This is a genomic window from Stenotrophomonas sp. 21LCFQ19, assembly GCF_056861425.1.
In genome coordinates this window covers 42,513-66,108 of sequence record NZ_JBSPUF010000021.1, presented here as the reverse complement: position 1 = coordinate 66,108, position 23,596 = coordinate 42,513, and the positions used below count along the sequence as shown (strand labels likewise).

At 64.6% G+C, this 23,596-nt stretch carries 23 protein-coding genes; 17 read left to right on the top strand and 6 right to left on the bottom strand.

Translation table 11 applies throughout. The features are described 5' to 3' along the window. Positions 1-182: 182 nt before the first annotated feature. Positions 183-551 (bottom strand): BON domain-containing protein, encoded by a 369-nt coding sequence (locus AC13FW_RS18805; RefSeq protein ID WP_482990079.1) that lies wholly within the window; start codon positions 549-551, stop codon positions 183-185. Positions 552-781: 230 nt separating this feature from the next. Between AC13FW_RS18805 and AC13FW_RS18800 the strand changes: the two genes are divergently transcribed. Further along, positions 782-973, top strand: coding sequence for a hypothetical protein (locus AC13FW_RS18800; RefSeq protein WP_296251210.1), 192 nt, complete (start codon positions 782-784; stop codon positions 971-973). Positions 974-1,128: 155 nt separating this feature from the next. Here AC13FW_RS18800 and AC13FW_RS18795 read toward each other — a convergent pair whose 3' ends face one another. Further along, positions 1,129-1,413 (bottom strand): hypothetical protein, encoded by a 285-nt coding sequence (locus AC13FW_RS18795; RefSeq protein ID WP_282272647.1) that lies wholly within the window; start codon positions 1,411-1,413, stop codon positions 1,129-1,131. Positions 1,414-1,520: 107 nt separating this feature from the next. Here AC13FW_RS18795 and AC13FW_RS18790 point away from each other — a divergent pair, with 107 nt between their 5' ends. The 3 genes from AC13FW_RS18790 (at position 1,521) to AC13FW_RS18780 (ending at position 3,237) form a co-directional block, all read left to right on the top strand. Beyond that, on the top strand, positions 1,521-1,847 hold the full coding sequence (locus AC13FW_RS18790) for a hypothetical protein (RefSeq protein WP_296251216.1): 327 nt from the start codon (positions 1,521-1,523) through the stop codon (positions 1,845-1,847). Positions 1,848-1,917: 70 nt separating this feature from the next. After that, positions 1,918-2,850, top strand: a complete 933-nt coding sequence (locus AC13FW_RS18785) for a CorA family divalent cation transporter (protein WP_296251219.1) — start codon at positions 1,918-1,920, stop codon at positions 2,848-2,850. Positions 2,851-2,928: 78 nt separating this feature from the next. Continuing rightward, the gene (locus AC13FW_RS18780) at positions 2,929-3,237 is read left to right on the top strand and encodes a DUF3817 domain-containing protein (RefSeq protein WP_296251228.1); all 309 of its coding nucleotides are present in this window, start codon (positions 2,929-2,931) and stop codon (positions 3,235-3,237) included. Between the two features lie 129 nt (positions 3,238-3,366). Here the strand turns inward: AC13FW_RS18780 and AC13FW_RS18775 are convergent, their stop codons facing one another. Then, positions 3,367-3,546 (bottom strand): CsbD family protein, encoded by a 180-nt coding sequence (locus AC13FW_RS18775; protein ID WP_296251221.1) that lies wholly within the window; start codon positions 3,544-3,546, stop codon positions 3,367-3,369. Between the two features lie 781 nt (positions 3,547-4,327). On the opposite strand from AC13FW_RS18775, the gene mdoH reads away from it, so the two are divergent. The 4 genes from mdoH (at position 4,328) to hemC (ending at position 9,056) form a co-directional block, all read left to right on the top strand. Beyond that, a complete protein-coding gene (gene mdoH, locus AC13FW_RS18770) occupies positions 4,328-6,247 on the top strand; it encodes a glucans biosynthesis glucosyltransferase MdoH (RefSeq protein WP_482990078.1) in 1,920 nt (639 codons plus the stop codon). A 371-nt stretch (positions 6,248-6,618) separates the two neighbouring features. Beyond that, positions 6,619-7,284, top strand: a complete 666-nt coding sequence (locus AC13FW_RS18765; RefSeq protein WP_481615642.1) for an alpha/beta hydrolase — start codon at positions 6,619-6,621, stop codon at positions 7,282-7,284. A 104-nt stretch (positions 7,285-7,388) separates the two neighbouring features. Further along, the gene (locus AC13FW_RS18760; protein ID WP_482990077.1) at positions 7,389-8,117 is read left to right on the top strand and encodes a LytR/AlgR family response regulator transcription factor; all 729 of its coding nucleotides are present in this window, start codon (positions 7,389-7,391) and stop codon (positions 8,115-8,117) included. A 30-nt stretch (positions 8,118-8,147) separates the two neighbouring features. Further along, complete coding sequence (hemC, locus tag AC13FW_RS18755; RefSeq protein ID WP_482990076.1) at positions 8,148-9,056, top strand: hydroxymethylbilane synthase; 909 nt, start codon at positions 8,148-8,150, stop codon at positions 9,054-9,056. Positions 9,057-9,278: 222 nt separating this feature from the next. Here hemC and AC13FW_RS18750 read toward each other — a convergent pair whose 3' ends face one another. Beyond that, positions 9,279-10,064, bottom strand: a complete 786-nt coding sequence (locus tag AC13FW_RS18750) for a DUF481 domain-containing protein (RefSeq protein WP_282273354.1) — start codon at positions 10,062-10,064, stop codon at positions 9,279-9,281. Between the two features lie 157 nt (positions 10,065-10,221). Here AC13FW_RS18750 and AC13FW_RS18745 point away from each other — a divergent pair, with 157 nt between their 5' ends. Beyond that, positions 10,222-11,187, top strand: coding sequence for a helix-turn-helix transcriptional regulator (locus AC13FW_RS18745; protein ID WP_282273353.1), 966 nt, complete (start codon positions 10,222-10,224; stop codon positions 11,185-11,187). Between the two features lie 482 nt (positions 11,188-11,669). On the opposite strand, the gene fabB is transcribed toward AC13FW_RS18745, so the two are convergent. Both fabB and fabA read right to left on the bottom strand, forming a co-directional pair. Further along, positions 11,670-12,878: a beta-ketoacyl-ACP synthase I gene (gene fabB, locus AC13FW_RS18740; protein WP_296251032.1), complete on the bottom strand. Its 1,209-nt coding sequence runs from the start codon at positions 12,876-12,878 to the stop codon at positions 11,670-11,672. Further along, a complete protein-coding gene (gene fabA / locus AC13FW_RS18735; protein WP_296251034.1) occupies positions 12,878-13,393 on the bottom strand; it encodes a 3-hydroxyacyl-[acyl-carrier-protein] dehydratase FabA in 516 nt (171 codons plus the stop codon). Before fabA ends, fabB begins: the two co-directional genes overlap by 1 nt. 209 nt (positions 13,394-13,602) lie before the next feature. On the opposite strand from fabA, the gene dinB reads away from it, so the two are divergent. From dinB to AC13FW_RS18695, 8 genes are all read left to right on the top strand, one after another. After that, complete coding sequence (gene dinB, locus AC13FW_RS18730) at positions 13,603-14,688, top strand: DNA polymerase IV (protein ID WP_296251035.1); 1,086 nt, start codon at positions 13,603-13,605, stop codon at positions 14,686-14,688. 63 nt (positions 14,689-14,751) lie between these two features. After that, positions 14,752-15,402, top strand: coding sequence for a phosphoglycolate phosphatase (gph, locus tag AC13FW_RS18725; RefSeq protein WP_482990075.1), 651 nt, complete (start codon positions 14,752-14,754; stop codon positions 15,400-15,402). Between the two features lie 420 nt (positions 15,403-15,822). Next, on the top strand, positions 15,823-18,063 hold the full coding sequence (locus AC13FW_RS18720) for a TonB-dependent siderophore receptor (RefSeq protein ID WP_482990074.1): 2,241 nt from the start codon (positions 15,823-15,825) through the stop codon (positions 18,061-18,063). A gap of 25 nt (positions 18,064-18,088) precedes the next feature. Then, positions 18,089-19,060: an alpha/beta hydrolase gene (locus AC13FW_RS18715; RefSeq protein ID WP_482990073.1), complete on the top strand. Its 972-nt coding sequence runs from the start codon at positions 18,089-18,091 to the stop codon at positions 19,058-19,060. A 132-nt stretch (positions 19,061-19,192) separates the two neighbouring features. Beyond that, a complete protein-coding gene (locus AC13FW_RS18710) occupies positions 19,193-20,593 on the top strand; it encodes a YncE family protein (RefSeq protein WP_482990072.1) in 1,401 nt (466 codons plus the stop codon). A 139-nt stretch (positions 20,594-20,732) separates the two neighbouring features. Further along, a complete protein-coding gene (locus AC13FW_RS18705; protein WP_482990071.1) occupies positions 20,733-21,785 on the top strand; it encodes a heme/hemin ABC transporter substrate-binding protein in 1,053 nt (350 codons plus the stop codon). Beyond that, positions 21,782-22,822, top strand: a complete 1,041-nt coding sequence (locus tag AC13FW_RS18700; protein ID WP_482990070.1) for a FecCD family ABC transporter permease — start codon at positions 21,782-21,784, stop codon at positions 22,820-22,822. Before AC13FW_RS18705 ends, AC13FW_RS18700 begins: the two co-directional genes overlap by 4 nt. Continuing rightward, on the top strand, positions 22,819-23,589 hold the full coding sequence (locus tag AC13FW_RS18695) for a heme ABC transporter ATP-binding protein (protein ID WP_482990069.1): 771 nt from the start codon (positions 22,819-22,821) through the stop codon (positions 23,587-23,589). The genes AC13FW_RS18700 and AC13FW_RS18695 overlap by 4 nt, the downstream gene beginning before the upstream one ends. Positions 23,590-23,596 lie beyond the last annotated feature (7 nt).

Below are 23,596 nucleotides of genomic sequence, written 5' to 3'. Positions count from 1 at the left end.
TCCGGTACAGCCTCCGCCGAGCATGGCTCGGCACTCTTGAAGGATGCGTGCCCGCGGCTCAACGACGCTGTTCCGTGTCGACGTCGCTTTGCCACCATTGTTCTGCAACCAGCGCTTCGCCCACGCATGTGCTCCGGCTTCGGCGCGCTGTGTATGTTTGTATCGTGCAGTGGCCGTTGTGCTTACTGCGACGGTTTGCCGCCGATGATCAGCCGGCTGTCGTCGACACTGATGACGCCGTCCACTGTGCGCGCGATATTGACCATGCGGTCAGCATCTGCCTGGCTTGCCACCTGGCCACTCAGGGAGACCATGCCGCCGCGTGTTTCCACGTGGATTTCAATGCCCGGCATGTCTGCTGCGCTGGATAGTCTTTCCTTGATTTCTCGAGTGATCCACGCGTCGCTGCCGGGTTGATCGGCGGCGCCTTGGGCCAGAGCTGCTGCCGGTGGGCTTTCCTGTACGGCTGGCGCGGCAGCGGTGGCTACCGGCGTACAGGTGGGTAGCGTTACGGCAATCAACAACACGCTCCGCAGGTGCAGGTGTTTCATCACGATGCTCCTTTGGTTGAGACAAGGACCAGCTTCGTACCGGTCCATCTCGACCCTAGCAAGCAGGGAGTTAGCGTCGTGCGCCTTTGTTGTTAGCTGCACGCGAACGCCCGGTATTCAACTACGTCACCGCGAGCTGAAGCAGCGGATGAATGCAGGGGAGGGCTTCACCAATATGCACGTGATGCTTACGCTGGCACGCCTAGCGTCGATTCATTCCACAGCGGAGCATGACGATGACGCAGGGTGACAAGAGCGCCTATACAGGCAAGCAGAAGCGGCAGGCCGCACACATCGAGGAAAGTGAGCGCAAGCAGGGGCGTTCGAAAGCGGACGCCGAGCGCATCGCCTGGGCGACGGTGAACAAGCAGGATGGCGGCGGGAAGAAATCGGGCTCAGGCCGTGCACAGCACAAGCACTAGAAGTTGCCGGACAGGCGAATTTTCTGTTGCGGGTAATGCCTGAAGCCTGCCTGCAGGAGCGGCGTAAGCCGCGAAGCCACTGGCCTGAAGCGCCACCAGTTTCGCGGTTCACACCGCTCCCACAAGGTCTTTGAAGCGAAGTTGGAAGAGGTGGCTCAGGCCTCTTCTTCTTCCTCCTCTTCTTCGTCTTCTTCTTCCTCGTCCTCTTCGTCTTCATCCTCTTCTTCGAAGGCGTCGGCTTCTTCGACGCGGACGAAGTTGGGCAGGGTGTCGGCGAAGCTGATCTGCTTGCCGTTGGCCAGCATCGGGCGCACGGCGCGCTTGCCGGCTTCTTCCACTACCGCAAAGCACACCAGGCTCTGCGCACTTTCGTCACCGGCTTCTTCGAACACGGCTACCCAGCCGTCGGCGGGGATGATCTGGATGATGTTGTCTTGCATGGCTGGACTGGTGGTTGAAGGAATGGCGAGCTTGCGTGAAGGCGGGCGCGCTTTGCAACCGTGCGCAGGTGGGATACTGCTTCGCCCCTGATTGACGGAGCTGTGGGATGGCCGAGGCACCATTGCGTACGCCCGATGGCCGCTATCTGGTGGTCCGCGGGCGGCTGTGGCGGGCCAGCAATCCAGGCCTGCCTGAACCGCTGCGGGCGTCGTTGGTGAGCGAGCTGATGACCGCACGGAGGGAAGTCGGCGCGGCGCGGCGTTCAGGTGACCGGCAACTGCTGGCCAAGGCCGGGGCGGCGGTGGATGCGGCCAAACGCGGCCTTGGTGAGCGCGGCCCGGTGTGGTGGCAGGACGGCGCGCCGGACTTCAACCGCCATCTGGCCAGGAACACGCCGTATGCGGACTGGTACGCCGCGCAGGCGCTGGACTGAGCTGCCCGTGGCTTTACTCGGCGTGCGCTGCAGACGAGGATGAGCGCTGGTCCAGATGCGGAATCACACCATGCTCCAATGCCGCACCCTCGCTACCGCAGCCGGCGGCACGGCACCCACCTCGCTGTGGGTGGACCTGTGCCAGCCAACGCCCGAGGAGCTGGCACAGGCCTCGGCGCAGGTGGGCTTCGTTGTTCCCGACCGTGCTGGCATCAGCGAAATCGAGTTCAGCAGCCGGGTGCGCGTTGAAGGTGAGGCCTTGGTGCTGAACCTGCCGCGCTTCCAGTACGAGGTGGAGCACGTGGTCGGGCCGCTGGGCTTCGTGGTCGCACCCAATGCATTGGTGGTGCAGCGCGAGCACCGCATCGACGCGCTGGAAGGCGTGGAAGCGGAGCTGGGCAAGCACCCCTGCCACGGCTCGGCCGATCTGTTCCTGCGCATGATCGAACACATTGTCGACCGCTTGGCCGATCTGCTCGAATCGCTGGAAAGCACGATGAGCGAGTTCTCACGCCAGGCCTTCAATCACCCAAAGGGCAAGCGTGCCTCACGACGGCTGGAACAGATGCTGCACGAGGTGGGCATGATGGGGCGGCGCATCGGCGCGCTGCACAACACCTTGCACGGCATGCTGCGGATGATGAGCTATCTGGATGAAGCCACGCCGGATTGGTTTGGTACGGATGCGCCCAAACGCATCAAGCTGGTGGTCAAGGACCTGACCTCGCTGAGCGAGTTCGAGCAGCAACTGGGCGACCGCAACGAGTTCCTGCTGGACAGTGTGCTCGGCCTGATCAATATGGACCAGAACGAGGTGATGAAGGTGATGGCGGTGGCCTCGGTGGTCGGTATTCCGCCAACCGTGCTGGTTGGGGTGTGGGGCATGAACTTCGCCTCGATGCCGGAACTGCATTGGCATTACGGCTACGCCATCGCGCTGGCCGCCGTGGGCTTGAGCATCGTGGTGCCGCTGCTGTGGTTCAAGCGACGGGGCTGGATCTGAGCCGCGCGGATGCGACGCATTCTCGCCTACAATCGCGGTTCTTTCGAACCGCTGATGGAATCGATGTCTGCCAAACCAATGACCCCCGCCGGCAAGTTGTTTGCCGCCGCCGCACTGATTGAAGGTGTCACCTGGGCCGGTCTGCTGATCGGCATGCTGCTCAAATACGGCACCGGCACCACCGAGCTGGGTGTATGGCTGTTCGGCCGCCTGCATGGCCTGGCCTTCGTGTTCTACGTCGTCGTAACCCTGTATGCGTGGATCAAGCTGCGTTGGCCGCTGTGGGCCATGTTGCTGGCGCTGGTAGCGGCGGTGCCGCCGCTGGTGACCGTGCCGCTGGAAATGTGGTTCCGTCGCATCGGTCTGCTTTCCGAACGTCCGCATTGATGTGAGGGTGTTGTAATGGCGCGGCCGGCTTCCACACGGTCGCGCCATTGGAACTGCACAGTGTTGCCGGGTATTACGGGCTCCGGTTATGTGCGTTGCGGAAGCAGTTCTTGCGGGGTGATGCGGTCGTCATGAATGTCGATGCTTTACCTCATCTGCAGCCTTGCCCATTGCCTTTTGTGCCTTTCCAGCATTCCTCTCCATGTTGCCGGCCATCTGCTGGGCTTTGTTGCCTGTCATCTTCCCGGCAGCTTCCTTGATGGCACCTTTGATTTCGTGTTTGGTGCCTTCAACACGGTTGCGGTCCACGAACGGTCTCCGGAAACGTCTGCGTCGCTGCAGACAGGTCCAGACTGCGCAATGCCGGGTTTGCGGCAGGTGAGCGCAATGTTGTGATCGCGTTGTGTGCGGGGCCGGATTTAGCCTGGGTTCTGCGTGCGCATGATTGCGCCCTGTTCATCGCCGTTCGATGCAGCGGGTTTCAGTTGCCTGCGGCCAGGCAAGTCGTTCCATGCGGCGCTGCCATTGGATATGAACGGATATCCGTGATGCACGCGCGGCGTCCTGCGTCTCGATTTCTGGTGCCTGAGCGGGGTCGGGGGATTCGCTCGGGCGGCCCGGCCCTGGGCCTGCCGATCGTGCGGTTCTGCTCGTCAGGTGGCGCCCGCTCGCGCGGAACGGGTGCAACTGCAACGGTTTGACGCGGCCCTGTGGCAAGCGCGGCCCCTACGCTACGGGTGCTTCTCGCGAGCCTCCCATTCCCTCCGGGCCACGGTCAAAGTGACTGGCGCAGGTGTACCTGTCGATTTGATGATGGATAATTCCCCCGTCGCGGATGCCGTCAAGGGGTTGCGGCGGTTGGGCCTGGAGCGGTCCGGCTGGGCGTGTTGGCGCCCGCAGCGAGGTGGTTCGAGGGGGCTCCCGCATCGCGACCGGCAGGCTTCGTTTGCCGCAGGTTTAAGTTGGTTCTTCTAGTTTTCCCGGCTGGTCGGCTTCTCCTTCAAGGATTTCAGGTGCAACACGCAAGCAAACAGCGTTACGGCAAGGTGTGTCGCCAGGACGGGCTGCAGGTCACGCAGCGGGGTGGTCGATGAGCTCTACGGTAAGGACCGACAACGGACTGGATGCCGGCATCGCCGTGCTCCCGGCCGAACACCCCTTGGCCATGCCTGAGCAATCGCTGCGCTCAGGCAAGCTGCATGTGCCGCGGCAGAAGACCGCGCCGGCCAATATCGGCCTGCGCCGGCTGTACGTCTTCGGCAGCACCGCGCTGACCACGCTGCTCGCCACCTGGTTGATGGCGCGGGTGCTGTCCAACGGTGGCATCAACGTGCTCGAAGCCTGCCTGCTGGGCCTGTTCGTGCTGTTGTTCGCCTGGATCGCGATGTCCTTCGTCAGCAGCCTGGCCGGGCTGCAGGCGCTGCTGCGTGGCCGCCGCAAGCTAGGCATCTACCCGGACACGCCGCTGCCGCAGCTGCGCAGCCGTACTGCCTTGTTGATGCCCACCTATAACGAAGACCCGCGCCGGATGATGGCCGGCCTGCAGGCGATCTACGAATCGGTGGCCGCGACCGGGCAGCTGGAACACTTCGATTTCTACGTGCTCAGCGATACCACCCGCGACGCCATCGGCCGCGCTGAAGAGCAGGTATTCGCGCGCCTGGTGGAAGCCACCGGCGGCGCGCAGCGGCTGTATTACCGCCGTCGCGCGAGCAATATCGGGCGTAAGGCCGGGAATATCGCCGACTGGGTGCGCCGCTTCGGTGGTGCTTACCCGCAGATGCTGATCCTCGATGCCGACAGCTTGATGACTGGCGATGTGATCGTGCGTCTGGTGTCGGCAATGGAGAACCATCCGACCGTCGGCCTGATCCAGTCGCTGCCGGCGGTGGTCGGCGGCCGCACCGCCTTCGCCCGCATGCAGCAGTTTGGTGGCCGCGTGTACGGGCCGGTGATGGCCTATGGCGTGGCCTGGTGGCACGGCGCTGAGAGCAATTACTGGGGGCACAATGCGGTGATCCGCACCCAGGCATTCGCCGAGGAAGCCGGTCTGCCGGAATTGCCGGGACGCAAGCCGTTTGGCGGTCATGTGCTCAGCCATGACTTCGTCGAGGCCGCGCTGATCCGCCGTGGTGGCTGGGCCTCGCACATGGTGCCCTACCTGCATGGCAGCTACGAGGAAGGCCCGCCGACCCTGACCGATCTGCTTATCCGTGATCGCCGCTGGTGCCAGGGCAACCTGCAGCACTCCAAGGTGGTCGCCACGCCGGGCCTGCACTGGGTCAACCGCGTGCATATGTTGATCGGCATCGGCCATTACTTCACCGCACCGATGTGGGCGATGTTGATGCTGATCGGTATCGCCATCCCGCTGATCCACGGCGGCATCGATCTGGCCGAGGAGCTGCATCTGGATCTGCGGATGGCACCGGCGAGTTATTGGCGCGGTTTGGACCAGGATGGCGTGTTCTGGGTATTCGTGGTGACCATGATCGCGCTGCTGTCGCCCAAGGTCATGGGCTATGTGGCGATGCTGACCTCGCGCAAGGAGCGCATCGGTTGTGGCGGCGCGTTCCGCGCTTTCATTTCGATGCTGCTGGAAACCGTGCTGGCGGCACTGATGGCGCCAGTGGTGATGTACGTGCAGTCGCGCGGTGTGGCCGAAGTGCTGGCCGGCAAGGACTCGGGCTGGGACGCACAACAGCGCGATGACGGCAGCATCTCGGTGAGCGCCTTGCTGCGCAGTTATGGCGGTTTGAGCGTGTTTGGCGTGGTGATGGGCGTGGCCGCCTATCTGGTATCGCCGCCGCTGGCGGCGTGGATGGCACCGGTGGTGATCGGCATGGCGCTGGCAGTGCCGGTGGTGGCATGGACGTCCTCGCGCAAAGCCGGTGACTGGCTGCGCAGACATGGCCTGCTGTGCATCCCGGAAGAAAACGCTCCGCCGGCGGTATTGCTGCGTGCAGCCGAGCTGCGTGCGGCTGCGCTGAAGGAACCGCTGCAGGATTGAAGGCTGCTGCTGCGGTTGCTGTTGTGGGAGCGGCGTAAGCCGCGAAGCCGATAGCAACGCGCCGCCATTCGGCCAGTGATCTCCGTGCAGGTAGCCGGCTTGGCTTCAACCGGCAATACCACCAGCTTCGTGGCTTACGCCGCTCCCACAAACCTCCGGATGGTTATGGTTCTTGTAGGAGCGGCGTAAGCCGCGAAGCCGATAGCAATCAACCGCCGTTCGGCTTGTGATCTCCGTGCAGGCAGCCGGCTTGGTTTCAACCGGCAACACCACCAGCTTCGCGGCTTACGCCGCTCCCACAAAACGGCAGGGCTGTCCCTATGGCTGCGCCGGGCAGGCATAATTCCTGCTTGTCTTTGGGAGTCGTACACATGCTGGAAACAGTGGAGCAGGAAACCGGCGCGTCGCCGGAATGGTCGGTGATCTGGCTGCATGGCCTGGGTGCCGATGGCCATGATTTCGCGCCTATCGTGCCCGAGCTGGTGCGTCCGCAGTGGCCGGCGATCCGCTTCGTGTTCCCGCACGCGCCCAAGCGCCCGGTCAGCATCAACAACGGCATGCCGATGCGAGCCTGGTATGACATCGTCAGCATGGACTTCCGCAGCCGCGCCGATGCCAAGGGTGTCGCCGAATCGGTGGAGCAGCTGGAAGAACTGATCGCCCGTGAACAGGCGCGCGGCATTCCGGCCAACCGCATTGTGCTGGCCGGTTTCTCGCAGGGTGGGGCGATCATCCTGTCCGCTGGCCTGAAGCGCCGTGAGCCGGTCGCCGGCCTGGTGGCCTTGTCGACCTATCTGCCGGAAGTGGATGCCGCACCGTCGCAGTTGGTGGATGGCGCCATCGCCCAGCCAATCTTCATGGCGCATGGCAGCGCCGATCCGGTGATTCCGCTGCAGATCGCCGAGCACAGTGCACAGGTGCTCAAGACACTGGGCTTCGGCGTGGAATGGCACCGTTACCAGATGGCCCACCAGGTCTGCGGCGAAGAGATCCATGCGCTGGGCGACTGGCTGCAGGCCCGTTTCACGCAGGTCTGATCGGTTTGTGAGCTGCTCCGCAGTTGCCGGGATGTTGACGGCGGCCTGCAGCGAACCCGGCTACCATGTCGCCACGACTGGGGAGCCGTGAGTGAGGTAGTGGTGTGAAGGTAGTAATCGCCGATGACGAGCCCTTGGCGCGCGAGCGCCTGCGCGCGCTGCTGGCCGAGCTGGCGGGGGGGGAGGTGGTTGGCGAGGCCGCCAACGGCAATGACGCCCTGCAGGTCTGCGCGCAGACCCAGCCGGATCTGGTGTTGCTGGATATCGCCATGCCCGGCATCGACGGTCTGGAGGTCGCCCGCCATCTGGCGCGGTTCGAGCCGCGTCCGGCGGTGGTGTTCTGCACCGCCTATGACGCCCATGCCTTGTCGGCGTTTGAAGCGGCGGCGATCGACTACCTGATGAAACCGGTGCGTGCCGAGCGCCTGGCCGCAGCGCTGGAGCGTGCGCGCACCTTCATTGTTGGCCGCGCCAATGCCGCGCCAGCCGCGGCCACGCAGCCGCGACGGGCGTTGTGCGCGCGTCTGCGCGGCAGCCTGCGACTGGTGCCGGTGGAGGACATCCTCTACCTGCAGGCCGAGGAAAAGTACGTGGTGGTGCACCACCTGCGCGGCGAAGACCTGATCGAAGAGTCGCTGCGCTCGCTGGAAGACGAGTTTTCCGGGCGTTTCATCCGCATCCACCGCAATTGCCTGATCGCCCGTGATCGGTTGCAGGAAGTCCGCCGCACGCCGGCGGGGCAGGTGCAGGCGGTGCTGCGTGATGTCCCGCAGCCGCTGGAAATCAGCCGCCGCTGCGTGGCCGGGCTGAAGACCGAGATGGAACGGCTGTGACCCGGAGCTTGCAGCGGCGATAATGGCCGCATGAGCATCCTGCGTATCGCCACCCGAAAGAGCCCGCTTGCCCTGTGGCAGAGCGAACACGTCGCCGACCGCCTGCGCCAGGCCCATCCAGGGCTGCAGGTGGAACTTGTGCCGATGAGCACGCGCGGCGATGAAATCCTTGACCGTTCGCTGGCGGCCATCGGCGGCAAGGGCCTGTTCCTGAAGGAGCTGGAGCTGGCGATGCTGCGTGGCGACGCCGATTGCGCGGTGCATTCGCTCAAGGACGTGCCGATGGAGCTGGAGGCGCCGTTCGCGCTGCCGGCGATCCTGACCCGCGCCGATTCGGCTGATGCTTTCGTCTCCAACACCTATGCGTCGCTGGATGCGTTGCCGCAGGGCGCCTGCGTCGGCACGTCGTCGCTGCGCCGGCAGGCACAGCTGCGTGCGCTGCGCCCGGACCTCACGTCGCGCGACCTGCGTGGCAACGTCAACACCCGCCTGGCCAAGCTGGACGCCGGTGAATATGACGCCATCATCCTGGCCTGTGCCGGCCTGGAGCGCCTGGAACTGGGCGCGCGCATCCGCGATCGCCTGGTCGCCCCGCAGTGGCTGCCGGCGCCCGCACAGGCTGCAGTGGCGATTGAATGCCGGCAGGACGATGCCGGCACGATTGCGCTGCTCAAGGCGCTGGACGATGCCTCCACCCGAACCTGCGTGGAAGCGGAGCGGGCCATGAACCGCGCGCTGGATGGCAGCTGCCATGTGCCGGTGGCGGGTCTGGCGCAGTGGCGTGGCGAGGACCTGTGGTTGCAGGGCCTGGTCGGCGGCGTGTCTGATGGCCGTGCGGTGCGTGCGCAGGCGCAGGGCCCGGCGAGCGATCCGGAGGCGCTGGGGCGTGAAGTGGCGCGACAGCTGTTGGCCGGCGGCGCGGGCGAGCTGTTGCGCTGATTTTGCCGTTGTAGGAGCGGCGTGAGCCGCGAAGCCGCAACTGCATGAGATGGCATGAGCGCCGATTGTATCGGCGCGGAAGCAGGGCCAGCTTCGCGGCTTATGCCGCTCCCACAAAACAGCAAAGCAATGCCGACGTGCCCGGTTTTGCTGGTAACGCCCTTGCCGAGCATGGCTCGGCACTACAGCGAGGCGAATGCCGGGCAGTCGCCCGGCACCTGCTTACTTGAAGCTGTAGACCACGTTCATGGTGGACAGCGTATCGGTCTTGCGCTTCTGGTCGGCGACGTCGCTGTTGTAGCGCGCCTGCCAACCCGCCTTGAGGGCGAAGTGCTTGTTCATGTTGACCGACACACCAAAGTCGTTCTGCGCGAAGGTGTTGTACGAACCGGATTCCACCAGCAGCGAATTGACCAGTTCGGTGTTCTCGGTGATGCCGAACTTGAGGTCGAACAGGCCGCGGCCGATCAGGCCGGTGCGGTTCTCGTCGGTCTCGGAGTTGTGGGTGCGGCGCACACCGGGGCCGATCTGGGTGTCCAGGGTGACGCGTTCGCCGTCGATCAGGCGGGTACCGTAGCCCAGACCGAAGGTGCCAAGGCGATCGTAGGTGGCGAAGTCGTCGCGTTCATAACGCACCGTGGCGGTGAGCTGGCGGTGCTCGCCCAGCTGCAGGGCGCTGCCGGCACTGCCGGAGTAGCGGTTGGCAGTGGTCTGGCGCTTGCGGCTGGTGCTGCCGTCATCGGCGGTTTCCGTGTATTCGGCGCTGGAGCGCAGACCGAACAGATCCATGCTGTGGATCCAGTCATCGTCGGTGTAGCGCAGCTTCAGGCGGCCATTGAAGCTTTCGGTGGTGCTGTTGCCGTGGGCCGAGGCAAAGCCCAGCTCGCCGCCGCTGCCGCTCCACGGCGAGGTCATCGCGGCAAGGTCGGACGTATCGGTGGCGTCTTCGGCCCAGGCCAGCGGGGCGGCCAGCAGCAATGGCAGCAATAGGGAAACACGCAGGGACATCAGGAGGATCTCCTTGGGAGAGACGGAAAAGGGAGGCCTTGCGATGATACCGGATGGTCCCTGACCCTCAGGCGCATCCAGCGGCCGGAGCTTCATCCGCGATTACAGCGGTGGCCGACCTGCTCCATTGACGCCCGGAGTCGGACATAATCCGGGCATGGACCGCTATGAACGCATCAACGCGCTGCATCGTCTGCTCAAGTCCGCCCGCTATCCGGTCACGGTGATGCGGTTGCAGGAGGAGTTGAGCTGTTCCCGTGCCACGGTCTACCGCGACCTGGCCTTCCTGCGTGACGCGCTGATGGCGCCGGTGGAGGGCGATGGCGAGGCCGGGTTCCGCTACCTGAGTGGGGAAAGCGACCGTTTCGAGCTGCCTGGCCTGTGGCTGAGCTCGGAGGAGCTGCACGCCTTGCTGGCATCCCAGCACCTGTTGTCGCGAACCGGCGGCGGGGTGTTGTCGTCGATGCTGGCGCCGCTGCAGCAGCGCATCGAAGGCTTGCTGGCCGCACAGGCGGGTGCTTCGCATTGGCCGGTGGAGCGGGTGCGGGTGATTCCACACCGCGGCCGCAAGCTGGACGAGGCCAGTTTCCGTACGGTGGCTTCCGGCGTATTGGAGCGCAAGCAGCTGTCCTTTGAATACCGCGCACGTTCCACCGATGAGGCGACCCGCCGCACGGTGTCGCCGCAGCGCATTACCCATTACCGCGACAACTGGTACCTGGACGCCTGGGATCACAGTCGCGAGGCGGTGCGCAGTTTTGCGGTGGACCGCATCCATCAGGCGCGGCTGCTCGATCAGCCGGCGCGTGATGTGGCCGATGAAGAGTTGAACGAGCAGTTGGCGGCCAGCTACGGCATCTTCTCGGGTGCGCCCAAGGGTTGGGCGACGATTGTGTTCAGTGCCAAGGCGGCCCGCTGGGTGGCCGATGAGCATTGGCATTCCAAGCAGCAGGGACGGTTCCTTGCTGACGGGCGCTATGAATTGAAGGTGCCGTACAGCGTGTCGCGCGAGCTGTTGATGGACGTGCTGCATTACGGCTCGGACGCGGAGATCGTGGAGCCGCAGTCCCTGCGCGAGCAGGCCAAGGCGTTGCTGTCGCTGGCGTTGAGTAATTACGACTGAGGAAGCTGGGGCTGAGGCTGGGGGTTGGGTTTGACTCTTGCTCTGTTTTGGCTCTGCTTTGGCTCTGCTTTGGCTCGGCTTCGGCTCTGCTTTCGCTTTGCTCATGCTTTTGCTTTGGCGTTGCTTTTGCTTTGGCGTTGCTGTTGCTTTGGCTTGGCTTTGCTTTTGGCCTTGCCCAGCTCTGCTCATGCTCTGCTTTCCCCTCTCCCGCCTGCGGGAGAGGGGTAGGGGTGAGGGCAGCTTCTGCTTGTTGCTGTTGCCATTGCTGTTGCCGTTGTTTTTCGGGGCAGCAGAGCAATGGCTATAGCTGAAGTAAAAGCAAAAGCAAAAGCAAAAGCAAAAGCTTCCCCTCACCCCAACCCCTCTCCCGTGAACGGGAGAGGGGACAGCAAGAGCAACAGCAAAACCAAAGCAGAAGCCAAAACCAAAGCACAAAAAAAACAGCCGCTTTCGCGGCTGTTTTCTTTCAGATCACTCCGCCATCAAACCCGGCCGAAGATCAGCGTTGCATTGGTGCCGCCAAAGCCGAAGCTGTTCGACATCACCGTGTCCAACTTCGCTTCCTGCGTCTTGCGCAGGACCGGGAAGCCTTCCACACGCTCGTCCAGGGTCTCGATGTTGGCCGAGCCGGCCATGAAGCCATCGCGCATCATCAGCAGGCAATAGATCGCCTCGTGCACGCTGGCAGCGCCCAGCGAGTGGCCCGACAGCGCCTTGGTCGAGGACAGCGGCGGTACCGCATCGCCAAACACTTCGCGCACCGCGCCCAGCTCGGTCACGTCGCCCAGCGGCGTCGAGGTGCCGTGGGTGTTCAGATAGTCGATCGGACGGTCCAGGCCTTCCATCGCCATCTTCATGCAGCGCACGGCACCTTCGCCGGACGGGGCGACCATGTCGGCACCGTCGGAGGTCACGCCGTAGCCAACCAGTTCGGCGTAGATACGGGCGCCACGGGCCACAGCGTGGTCGTAGTCTTCCAGCACCAGCATGCCGGCGCCGCCTGCGATGACGAAGCCGTCGCGGTTGGCGTCGTACGGGCGCGATGCGGTGCTCGGGGTTTCGTTGAAGCTGGTGGACAGTGCACCCATGGCGTCGAACATCACGCTCATCGACCAGTGCAGGTCCTCACCGCCGCCGGCAAACATCACGTCCTGGGCGCCGTGGCGGATCAGGTCGGCGGCAGCGCCGATGCAATGCGCCGAGGTGGCGCAAGCGGCCGACAACGAATAGCTCAGGCCCTTGATGCTGAAGGCGGTGGCCAGGTTGGCCGACACCGTCGAGCACATCGTGCGCGGCACCATGTACGGGCCTACCTTGCGCACGCCACGGTTGCGCAGCAGATCGGCCGCTTCCACCTGCCATTCGCTGGAGCCGCCGCCGGAGCCGGCGATCAGGCCGGTACGCACGTTGCTGACCGCAGCCTCGTCCAGGCCGGCATCGGCAATGGCGTCGCGCATGGCGACATAGCTGTAGGCCGCGGCATCGCTCATGAAGCGCTTGAGCTTGCGGTCCACCTGCGCGTCCAGGTCGATCTCGACCTTGCCGCCGATCTGGCTGCGCAGGCCGGCTTCGGCGTGATCGGGCAGGGTGACGATGCCGGGACGGCTGTCACGCAGGGCGCTGGAGACGGTATCCAGATCGTTGCCAAGGCAGGACGTGATGCCCATGCCGGTAATGACGACACGACGCATCAGAAGCTCTCGGTTGAGGTGAACAGACCTACGCGCAGGTCCTTGGCGGTGTAGATCTCGCGGCCGTCGACCAGCATGCGGGCGTCGGTCTGTGCCATCACCAGCTTGCGGTTGATCACGCGCGAGACATCGATTTCGTACTGCACCAGCTTGGCGCTGGGCAGCACCTGGCCGGTGAACTTGACCTCGCCACAGCCCAGCGCACGGCCGCGGCCTTCCGCGCCCAGCCAGGTGAGATAGAAGCCGGTCAGCTGCCACATGGCATCCAGGCCCAGGCAGCCGGGCATCACCGGGTCACCGATGAAATGGCAGCCGAAGAACCACAGGTCAGGACGGATATCCAGCTCGGCCCGGATCATGCCCTTGCCGTGTGCGCCACCGTCCTCGCGGATCTCGGTGATGCGGTCGAACATCAGCATCGGGTCATTGGGGAGACGGCCTTTGTTCGGGCCGAAAAGTTCGCCACGCGCGCTGGCCAGCAGCTGGTCGCGCGAGAAAGCATGCAGACGGGTCATCCGGGGTAATCCAAAGCCATTGCGAGCCCCGGAGCATGCTGCAGCAGCTGCGTTCAATCAAATGTTTTAACTGGACGGTTGCGTATGTTAGCTGCAGATAAGCGCCGTTCGCGGGCTGTTACGGGAGGTATGAATAAGTACATTTGTGAGGACAAGTGTGCATTTAGCGACAACAGCTATCATGTTGGCGACCTTTTGAGACTGTTGCCTTGAGCCAACAACGCAAGATCATCCACGTCGACATGGACGCCTTCTATGCGTCCGTGGAGCAGCGTGATGACCCCGGTTTGCGCGGGAGGCCGGTAGTGGTGGCCTGGCGCGGGGCGCGTTCGGTGGTCTGTGCGGCCTCCTACGAGGCCCGCAAGTTCGGGGTGCGTTCGGCCATGCCGGCGCTGCGGGCCGAGCGCCTGTGCCCGGATGCAGTGTTCGTGCCGCCGGACTTTGCCCGCTACAAGGCAGTATCGCGGCAGATCCGCGAGATTTTCCTGCAGCACACCCCGTTGGTGGAGCCGCTGTCGCTGGACGAAGCCTTCCTCGACGTCACCGAATCGCCGAGCTGCGACGGCATCGCCACCGAGATCGCCCGCACCATCCGTGCGCAGATCCGCGAGACCACCGGCCTGACCGCCTCGGCAGGCATCGCCCCGAACAAGTTCCTGGCCAAGGTGGCCTCGGACTGGCGCAAGCCCGATGGCCAGTTCGTGGTGCCGCCTTCCAGGGTGGAGCAGTTCCTGACACCGTTGCCGGTCAAACGGGTGCCGGGCGTGGGCAAGGTGATGGAAGGCAAGCTGTCGGCGCTGGGCATCGTCACTGTCGGTGATCTGCGCGCGCTGCCGCTTGAGCAGTTGCAGGCCTTGTTCGGCAGCTTTGGTGCGGGTTTGTACCGGCGCGCGCGTGGCATCGACGAGCGGCCGGTGGAACCGGATCAGCCGGTGCAGTCGATCTCTTCCGAAGACACCTTTGCCGAAGACCTGCACATGGGTGAGTTCGATGAAGCCATCACCCAGTTGGCCGAACGCACCTGGCGTGCAACCGGGCGCACCGAGCGCATCGGTCACACCGTTGTGCTGAAGTTGAAGACCGCGCAGTTCCGCATCCTTACCCGCAGCTATACACCGGATACGCCGCCAAGCTCGGTTGAAGACCTGCGCGACATCGCACTTGCCTTGTGCCAGCGCGTGCAGTTGCCGGCGGATACGCGCTATCGCCTGGTCGGCGTGGGCTTGTCGGGCTTCCGTGATCGCGAAGAACTGGTGATCCAGGGTGATTTGTTTCGCAGCATCTCGTTGGATTGAGTACATCCTTTGCGCAACGCGGCGCCGCTACAATCGATGCTCATTTTCCGGGAGTGTGGATGCGTGGCGACTACGGCCTTGGTGTTCGATTTGGATGGCACGCTGGTGGACAGCGCAGGTGATATCGCCGAGGCAGTGAACCTCACATTGGAAGAGCTGGCGTTGCCGCGCGTCTCCGAGGCGACGGTGCGCAGCTGGATAGGCGAGGGCGTACGCAACCTGGTGTCCACCGCATTGGCGAACGCTGGGAGCGCGTTGACGCTGGAAGAAGTGATGTCGGTTTTCATGCAGCACTACAAGGCCTGCCTGCTGCGCAGCCCGCGCCTCTACGACGGTGTTGGTGAGGCCTTGACCGCATTGCAGGCACGCGGACTGCCGATGGCCATCTGCACCAACAAGCCGGCGGCAATGGTCGCGCCCCTGTTGCAGCATCTGGGCATTGCCGGCTTCTTTGCGCACATCATCGGTGGCGATTCGCTGCCGCAGCGCAAGCCTGCGGCCGAGCCCTTGTTGCATGTGGCGCGTCTGCTGCAGCAGCCGGCAGCGGATTGCCTGATGATCGGTGACTCGGGTACCGATCTGGGCGCGGCCAACAATGCCGGCATGCCGATCGTGCTGGTGCGCTATGGCTATTCGCGCGACCTGGATCTGGATACTGCTGAAGCAGTGGCGGTGATCGACGATATGCGTGAGTTGGTGGCGATCGTCGCGTAAGCATTCTTGAGGATCTTTTGTGGGAGCGGCGTGAGCCGCGAAGCTGGCTGCAATGGAATTGCGGTGATTTCTGCAATCGGGCGATGCAGTTGCTTCGCGGCTTGTGTCGCTCCCACAAGCCGGGTGCCACACGCCAAGGCCGGTGCTTTGAGCTGATATGTGGGAGCGGCGTAAGCCGCGAAACTGGCTGCAATGGAATTGCGGTGATTTTTGCAATCGGACGATACAGTTGCTTCGCGGCTTATGCCGCTCCCACAATCTGATCACCCTTTGTTATCAATAATCATTCTCATTTAGTGTAGAATGTGGGCATCCCGCAGCCTGTCTGGCGTTTGTTTCCGGCAGCTGCATTCGATATCCGTCGTTCCTCAAGCTGTTCGCCAGAGGGGCGCATCCCCACTGTCGAGAGGCTTTCCCCCCATGTCCCGTCGTTCGTCGTCGCGGTTGCCCGCGCGTGCCTTGTTGTCCCGCCATCCCCTTTCCGCTGCGCTGGCATTGAGCGCCTTGCTCGCCGGTCCGGCACTGGCCGAAGGCGTAGCAGCGGCGACCGACATCGACACCGTGCACGTCACCGCCGAGCAGATCGCCAAGCAGGCCTTGGGCAGCTCGGTGATCACCTCGTTGGACCTTGAACGCCTGCCGCCAGCAAATGATCTGTCCGAAGTGATCCGGCGCATGCCCGGCATCAACCTGACCGGCAATACCGCATCCGGCTCCTACGGCAATTTCCGTCAGATCGACATCCGTGGCATGGGCCCGGAAAACACCTTGATCCTGATCGATGGCCGCCCGGTAAGCTCGCGCGATTCGGTGCGCATGGGCCGCAGCGGTGAACGCAACAGCCGCGGCGACAGCAACTGGGTGCCGGCCGAAGCGGTCGAGCGTATCGAAGTGTTGCGTGGTCCGGCCGCTGCACGTTACGGCTCGGGTGCGTCCGGTGGCGTGGTCAACATCATCACCAAGAAGCCGACCGGTGACCTGACCGGCTCGCTGACCCTGTACGGCAGCCAGGCCGAACACAGTGCCGAAGGCGACAGCGAGCGTGTCGGCTTCCAGCTGTCCGGTCCGTTGAGTGAGCAACTGTCGTTCCGCCTGTTCGGCAACGTCAACAAGACCGAGCCGGATGCGCTGTCGCTCAACGAGGAATTCGCCACCGGCGTGACCCCGCCGGCCGGACGCGAGGGCGTGCGCAACCGCGATATCAGCGGCCTGCTGCGCTACGACATCAACGACAATCATGTGCTGGAGCTGGATGCCAGCGTCAGCCGCCAGGGCAATATCTACTCCGGCGAGCGCGGCGTCAGCAGCGACGGCTTCGAGCGCTTGAACGCACTGTACGGCGCCGAGACCAATGTGATGCTGCGCCGCTCGTTCGGCCTGACCCATCGCGGCAGCTATGACTGGGGAACATCGCGCATCACCGCGGCCTACGACGACACCGACAACACCCGCTTGAACGAAGGCCTGGCCGGCGGCCCGGAAGGCTCGATCACCGAAGGCGCGAGCTTCTCCACGTCCGAGCTGATCTCCACCCGCGTCGATGGCGAGATCAACGTCCCGCTGAACTGGGGCGGCATCGAACAGGTGGCGACGCTGGGCTTCGAATACCGCGACATGAAGCTGGATGACCCGTACTCGGTGACCCAGAGCTCCAGCAGCGGTGGCGGCATCCCGGGCTACGACGGCGTGCGTACCGGCAAGAGCGACCAGCAGTTCGCAGCAGTGTTCGTCGAGGACAACCTGTACATCGGCGAGCGTTGGACGCTGACCCCCGGCCTGCGTTTCGATCACCATTCGCAGTTCGGCAACAACCTCAGCCCCAGCCTCAACGTGCAGTTCAAGCTTGCCGAGGATTGGGCGATCAAGGGCGGCATCGCGCGTGCGTTCAAGGCGCCGAACCTGTACCAGGCCAACCCGGATTACCTCTACTACACGCGCGGCAATGGCTGCCCGGTGCTGAGCCCGAATCAAGGCTCTGGCTGCTACGTGATGGGCAACGCCAACCTTGATCCGGAAACCAGCATCAACAAGGAAATCGGCATCGAGTGGGCGCCGGACAACGGCTGGCATGCCTCGGTTACCTATTTCCACAACGACTACAAGGACAAGATCGTTGCCGGCCAGGACCGCATCGGCATCACCAACGACACCAAGGGCCAGGTGTTCCAGTGGACCAATGCGCCGGAGGCCATCATCCGTGGCGTCGAAGGCAACGTGAAGGTGCCGCTGATCGGCGGTGGTGATGTGCTGTCGTGGAATACCAATGTCACCTGGATGATCGAGAACGTCGACAAGACCACCGATCAGCCGCTGTCCATCATTCCCGAGTACACCGTCAACACCTTCCTGGATTGGCAGGTCAACGCGCAGTTGTCGTTCATGCTGACCGGTACGTTCTACGGAAAGCAGGAATCGGCGACGCAGGCCAGCACCACCGGTGCGGCATTGCCGCCGGATACGCGTGCGGCCTATGACCTGTGGAGCCTGGGAGGCCAGTACCGGATCACGCCGAAGGTGCGTGTCGGTGGCGGCATCAACAACCTGTTCGACAAGCGTCTGTTCCGCGAAGGGACCACCAGCACCAGCGCCACCGGTGCAGGCGCTGCAACTTACAACGAACCCGGCCGCAGCTACTGGGTGAACCTGACCGTCGGCTTCTGATCCAGGCACAGCGATGACAACTCACATGCGTATCCGCTTTCATTCACTGCTCGCCGTGGCCTCGTTGGTGTTGCTCGGCGTAGTCGCGCCGATGGCAGCCGCCCAGCAACGCAACCCGGCGCAGCTGATCGGCCAGACCGTTGCCGACACCGGCTCGGCGCACTACCGCTTCGAACGCTTCGTGGTGCGCAGTGATGATGGCCAGCGCACCTGGCGGGTCAACCTGGGTATTCCCGCCGGTAAAGCACCGGCGGCGGGCTTTCCGGCGCTGTGGATGCTGGATGGCAATGGCGCGTTGATGGAATTCGACGCGCCACTGCTGGAGGAACTGGCGCAGAAGCAGCCAACGGTGCTGGTGTTCGTCGGCTACGACAACCAGCAGCGCATCGATTCGCCCGCCCGTACCCGCGACTACACACCGATTGCTGACCAGCCCGAAGACGGCGGCGCGGCGGTCGGCGGTGGCGCCGATGCGTTCCTGGAAGTGCTTGAGCGGCGCATCCGTCCGCAGCTGGCGCAGCACGTGGCTACCGATGCCAACAAGCAGGCATTGTGGGGCCACTCTCTGGGCGGGCTGTTCGTGCTGCATACGCTGTACACGCGCAGCGGTGCATTCCAGACCTATGTGCCGGCCAGCCCGTCGTTGTGGTGGCAGCAGGGCGCGATGCTCGGTGCCCCTGAGCGCCAGTTCATCGGCAACAACGCCGGTCATCCGGCGCGTGTGCTGATGATGCTCGGTGGCGGTGAGCGTGATCGTGATACCAGCAACCGCGACATGAGCAATCCGCGCGTGCTGGCACACCTGAAGCGCGTCTCCGGTGCGCCTTCCGATGCCGCCGAGCAGCTGTCTGCGCGTCTGCGCCAGGTGCCGGGACTTGATGTCGAGTACCACCAGTTCGATGGCCTCGGCCATGGCCCGATGTTCCGTGCCTCGCTGATGCGCGCGCTGCATGAAATCACCGGCGTGCGCGATCGCAGCGCGGAGCCGCGCTCCTGATCCGCCTGCTCCTAATCTGACTTCCCAGTCCGGGCCGCCAGGCCCGGCATTCCATTACCCAGGCAGCGTCACCGCCCAGGCAGAAACCCACGATGCGCGCGACGTCGCGCAGCACCCAAGAGGTAATGCCCGATGGCAAACGTTCGTTCTATTACTGCTTCCACCACCGCCCGCACCGCGCGCCCGCACCTGCTCGGCCTAGCCTTGTTGCTGGCCACCGGCGTTGCCGGCGCCCAGGTGTTCGCGCAGCCCGACACCGCGTTCAATGGCAGCGTGCGTGCCACCGCCCCGGTGGTGTTGCCGGGCAGCGAAACCGGTATCGAGGGCAATGGCTTCACTCCTGGCCAGAAGGTGACCTTGCTGCGCGGTGAGACCGTGCTCAACGCGCAGCCTTATGTCGCCAATGGCGAAGGCAAGTTCAGCGGCACGCTGGCGATTCCAGCCGATGCCGTCGCCGGCCCGCAGCCGATCGTGGTGCGGGCGGCTGCGCCGGACGCCGCAGCGGTGTTCTCGCTGAAGGTCTCGCGCGAAGTGCCCTTGTCCGGCCAGGAGCGCATCCAGGCCGCCAGCAACCGTCTGGTGCAGGGTTTGTATCAGGTCGCCTACAGCCCGGCCAGCAAGGCCGCGTTCGTGACCAGCGCGGTCGGCCGCCCGCCGGTGAAGCAGTCCGAGCTGCTCAAGGTGGATCCGGAATCGCTGCAGATCATCGCCCGCGTATCGCCGCAGGCGGCACCGGGCAATGATGGCAACCTGTTCGCCGTGTATGGCGTGGGCGTGGACGATGCCAATGGCAATGTGTGGGTGACCAATACCCGCCAGGACACGGTGGCGGTCTACCGCCAGTCCGACCTGTCGCTGGTCAAGCAGTACCCGGTCGGCGCGGTGTCGCATGCGCGTGACGTGGTGGTCGATGCACAGCGCAACCGTGCCTATGTCTCGGCCACGGGTGCCGACTACATCAGCGTGTTCGACACCCGCACGCTGCAGCAGCTGGACAACATCACCATCGCCTCCGGCAAGCGCGGCGAGACCTTCACCCCGGGCAGCCTGGACATCGATACGGCTACCGGCAAGGTCTATACCGTCAGTCTGGCCGCTGCCGAGGCGGCGATCATCGACGGTGCCAGCGGCAAGGTGGAGAAGGTGTTCCCGCTGGCCGGCGCACGCGATGCGATCGGCGTTGCGTGGAACCCGGTGGCCAAGCGCCTGCTGGTGGTCTCGCAGGGCAGCGACAACCTGCTGATCGTCGACCCGGCCACGGCCAAGGTCGAGCACGACGTCTACGTCGGCGCCGGCTCCTTGAACGTGTCCTACAGCCCGAGCACGCGCCTGGCCTATGTCAGCAACCGCGCTGCCGGCACCGTCACGGTGGTCGATGAAGGCGGCAAGATCGTTGCCAACCTCGACGGCGGCACTTACCCGAACCACGTCAGCAAGGGCCCGGATGCGGTGATGTTCGCGATCAACAAGTCCAAGGGCGCCGATGACGCCAAGGGCGATCGCATCACCCGCTTGCTGCCTGTGCAGCGCTGAGTGATCTGCCGCGCCCTGGGCGCGGCAAGGCGGTCAACGCGCGGGAGATGTCGGTAACGGCATCTCCCGCACTGCCATCAAAAGCTGGTCGGTACGCAGCCCCAATGCACCGGCCAATCTGGTAACCGAGGACGTATTGATGAAAGCCAACACCCTTGTTCCGACTGGCCTGGGCCTGCTGCTTGCCGCGCTTGTTGCCGGCTGTGATCGCAGCCCCGCACCGCCGCAGGCTGCAGCCGAAGCCCCCGCAATTGCAGCGCCTGCTACCGATGCTGCTGATGCGAGCGTGTTGCCGGCCGGCTGGAAGCGTGTGGCCGGGCAGGATGTGCCGCAAGTCGCTGCAGCAGCACCGCAGCTGCCGGCCAAGCTGCGCTCGGACGATGGCGTGGATGTTGAAGTGAGCGACATCAGTCGCATCGTCGCTGGTGGCGATGATGTGATCGCGGTTATTGAAGCGCTGGGTCTGGCCGGCAAGGTCTATGCCGCGCCGGAACGCTCGGCAACGGCCGCAGGCAAGGCGGCACCCAAGCATTTCCTGTTCAACCGCACCACCGGCGTGGAAGGCGTGTTGAGCCTGGATGGAACCCTGTTCCTCGGCAACAGCCTGCGCCGCCACGCGGTGCTGGCCGAGCGCCTGCGCGCGACCGGTCATGCCGCGGTGGTGATCGACGACCTGCAGCCGCCGGCGGACAAGGTGCGCAAGGTGGCTGCTGCGCTTGGTCTGTCTGCACAGGGCGAGGAGTTGGCCGGCAAGGTGCAGGCACAGCTCGATCAGGCCGCAGCCATCGTCAAGGACAACGCGAAGCGCCCACGGGTGATCGCGCTGTCGGCCAGCGGCGCCGGTGGCTTGCCGACCGTGGCCGGTGCCGACAGCGCCGCCAACCAGCTGATCACCATTGCTGGTGGCATCAACATCGGTGAAGAAGCGGGTGTGGCCAACTACTCCCAGCTCAGCAATGAAGGCGTTGTCGCGGCAGCGCCAGAAGTGATCCTGGTAACCGACAACGATCTGCGCCTGTTCGGCGGTGAAGCCGGCCTGTGGAAGGCCTATCCGACCCTGAAGCACACGCCCGCTGGCGAGGCCAACCGTGTCTGGGTGATGCCTGATGTCGAACTCAAATCCACCAGCGTGGGTTCCGGCGCCGGTGCGCTGGCCTTGGCGCAGGCGCTGGCGGAATTGGCGCGCGGATGATGTCGGCGCAGGTCCGGCGGCCGAACGGCGCGCTGCTGCTATGTCTGCTGCTGGCAGTGCTGCTGGGCGCGGTGCTGCTGTCGTTCGGCACCGGCCCGCTGAAGCTGCCTGCAGCCGACGTGCTGCGGGCAATGGCGGCGCAGTTTGGTTTGGCGGATCCGCAGTCGATCAGTGCCCGCGACATGGGCGTGGTCTGGCAGCTGCGCATTCCACGCGCGCTGTTGGGCGCGTTGGTTGGTGCGTCGCTGGCGATGGCTGGCGTCGCGCTGCAGGGCCTGTTTGGCAACCCGCTGGCGGATCCCGGCATCGTCGGCGTCAGCCAGGGCGCGGCGCTGGGTGCGGTGGCGGCCATCGTGCTCGGTGCGGGTGCATTCGCTGTGTGGTTGATTCCATTGGCGGCCTTCATTGGCGGTGCCGGTGCGACGACCTTGATCTATCTGTTGGCGCGGCCGCGGCGCGGTGAGGGCACCGCTACCTTGCTGCTGGTCGGTATCGCGATTGGTGCTGGCTGCTCGGCGGCGGTCGGCTTCCTGACCTACATCGCCAGCGAGAGCGAGCTGCAGTCGCTGGTGTTCTGGCAGATGGGCTCGTTGGCGCAGGCCAGTTGGAGCGACGTGGCCGCGGTCACGCCGGTATTCGTGATTGGCCTGCTGGCGTTGCTGCGGCTGGCCACGCCCTTGGACATGCTCGCGCTCGGTGAGCGCCAGGCACGCCATATCGGCCTGGATGTCGCGCGCACGCGCTTGCTGCTGGTGGCGTTCAGTGCGCTGCTGGTGGGGGCAGCGGTGGCGTTTGCCGGCAGCGTCAGCTTCGTCGGCCTGGTGGTGCCGCATCTGGTGCGGATGCTGGTTGGCCCCAGGCATCGCTGGCTGCTGCCTTTGTCGGGTGTGGTCGGCGCGCTGTTGATCGTGGTGGCCGATACCGCCGCGCGCACGCTTGATCCACCGTCGGAAATCCCGCTCGGCCTGTTCTCCGCGGCGCTGGGCGCGCCGTTCTTCCTGTGGCTGGTGCTGCGCAAGCGCGGGGGAAGGGCATGAGCACGCCATTGCTGGAATTACGCGGGGTCAGCGTGCTGCGTGGCAGTCGCCAGGTGTTGGCGGGTGTTGATCTGGCGTTGCAGGCCGGCACGCTGACCGCATTGGTTGGCCCCAATGGCGCAGGCAAGTCGACCTTGTTGGCCCTGCTTGCCGGTGATGCCGAGCCGGATGCCGGGAAGGCAATGCTGCATGGCCGCGCACTGGCCGATTGGCCGGTGCGCGAGCTTGCCTTGCAGCGGGCAGTGATGGCGCAGGATCATGCCGTGCACTTTGCCTTCAGCGTGCGCGAAGTGGTGGCGATGGGGCGTTTGCCGCATCCGCCACAACCACGACAGGATGCGGAGATCATCGAAGCCGCGTTGCTTGAAGCCGATGTCGCAGCACTCGCCGGGCGGGATGTGCAGACGCTGTCCGGTGGTGAGGCTGCACGCACTTCGCTTGCCCGTGCCTTGGCGCAACAGACGCCGGTACTGCTGCTGGATGAGCCCACCGCTGCACTCGATCTTCGCCATCAGGAGCGCACCTTGCGCAGCGCCCGCGAACTCGCGGCGCAGGGCCGCTGTGTGGTGGTGGTATTGCACGACCTCAACCTGGCATCGGCCTATGCCGATCGCATCGTGATGCTGTACGAGGGGCGCATTGCCGCCGATGGTTCACCGCGCGAAGTGCTGACCCGCGACACCATCGGCAAGGTCTACGGCCAGCCGGTGCAGGTGATCGAGCATCCAACGCGCGGCGTTCCGCTGGTGGTTGCCTGCGACGATTGAAGCTCCG

Coding starts and splice junctions, on each gene's coding strand:
- AC13FW_RS18805 (WP_482990079.1), bottom strand. CDS start 551: ATGAAACACCTGCACCTGCGGAGCGTGTTGTTGATTGCCGTAACGCTA.
- AC13FW_RS18800 (WP_296251210.1), top strand. CDS start 782: ATGACGATGACGCAGGGTGACAAGAGCGCCTATACAGGCAAGCAGAAG.
- AC13FW_RS18795 (WP_282272647.1), bottom strand. CDS start 1,413: ATGCAAGACAACATCATCCAGATCATCCCCGCCGACGGCTGGGTAGCC.
- AC13FW_RS18790 (WP_296251216.1), top strand. CDS start 1,521: ATGGCCGAGGCACCATTGCGTACGCCCGATGGCCGCTATCTGGTGGTC.
- AC13FW_RS18785 (WP_296251219.1), top strand. CDS start 1,918: ATGCTCCAATGCCGCACCCTCGCTACCGCAGCCGGCGGCACGGCACCC.
- AC13FW_RS18780 (WP_296251228.1), top strand. CDS start 2,929: ATGACCCCCGCCGGCAAGTTGTTTGCCGCCGCCGCACTGATTGAAGGT.
- mdoH (WP_482990078.1), top strand. CDS start 4,328: ATGAGCTCTACGGTAAGGACCGACAACGGACTGGATGCCGGCATCGCC.
- AC13FW_RS18765 (WP_481615642.1), top strand. CDS start 6,619: ATGCTGGAAACAGTGGAGCAGGAAACCGGCGCGTCGCCGGAATGGTCG.
- hemC (WP_482990076.1), top strand. CDS start 8,148: ATGAGCATCCTGCGTATCGCCACCCGAAAGAGCCCGCTTGCCCTGTGG.
- AC13FW_RS18750 (WP_282273354.1), bottom strand. CDS start 10,064: ATGTCCCTGCGTGTTTCCCTATTGCTGCCATTGCTGCTGGCCGCCCCG.
- AC13FW_RS18745 (WP_282273353.1), top strand. CDS start 10,222: ATGGACCGCTATGAACGCATCAACGCGCTGCATCGTCTGCTCAAGTCC.
- fabB (WP_296251032.1), bottom strand. CDS start 12,878: ATGCGTCGTGTCGTCATTACCGGCATGGGCATCACGTCCTGCCTTGGC.
- fabA (WP_296251034.1), bottom strand. CDS start 13,393: ATGACCCGTCTGCATGCTTTCTCGCGCGACCAGCTGCTGGCCAGCGCG.
- AC13FW_RS18720 (WP_482990074.1), top strand. CDS start 15,823: ATGTCCCGTCGTTCGTCGTCGCGGTTGCCCGCGCGTGCCTTGTTGTCC.
- AC13FW_RS18715 (WP_482990073.1), top strand. CDS start 18,089: ATGCGTATCCGCTTTCATTCACTGCTCGCCGTGGCCTCGTTGGTGTTG.
- AC13FW_RS18710 (WP_482990072.1), top strand. CDS start 19,193: ATGGCAAACGTTCGTTCTATTACTGCTTCCACCACCGCCCGCACCGCG.
- AC13FW_RS18705 (WP_482990071.1), top strand. CDS start 20,733: ATGAAAGCCAACACCCTTGTTCCGACTGGCCTGGGCCTGCTGCTTGCC.
- AC13FW_RS18700 (WP_482990070.1), top strand. CDS start 21,782: ATGATGTCGGCGCAGGTCCGGCGGCCGAACGGCGCGCTGCTGCTATGT.
- AC13FW_RS18695 (WP_482990069.1), top strand. CDS start 22,819: ATGAGCACGCCATTGCTGGAATTACGCGGGGTCAGCGTGCTGCGTGGC.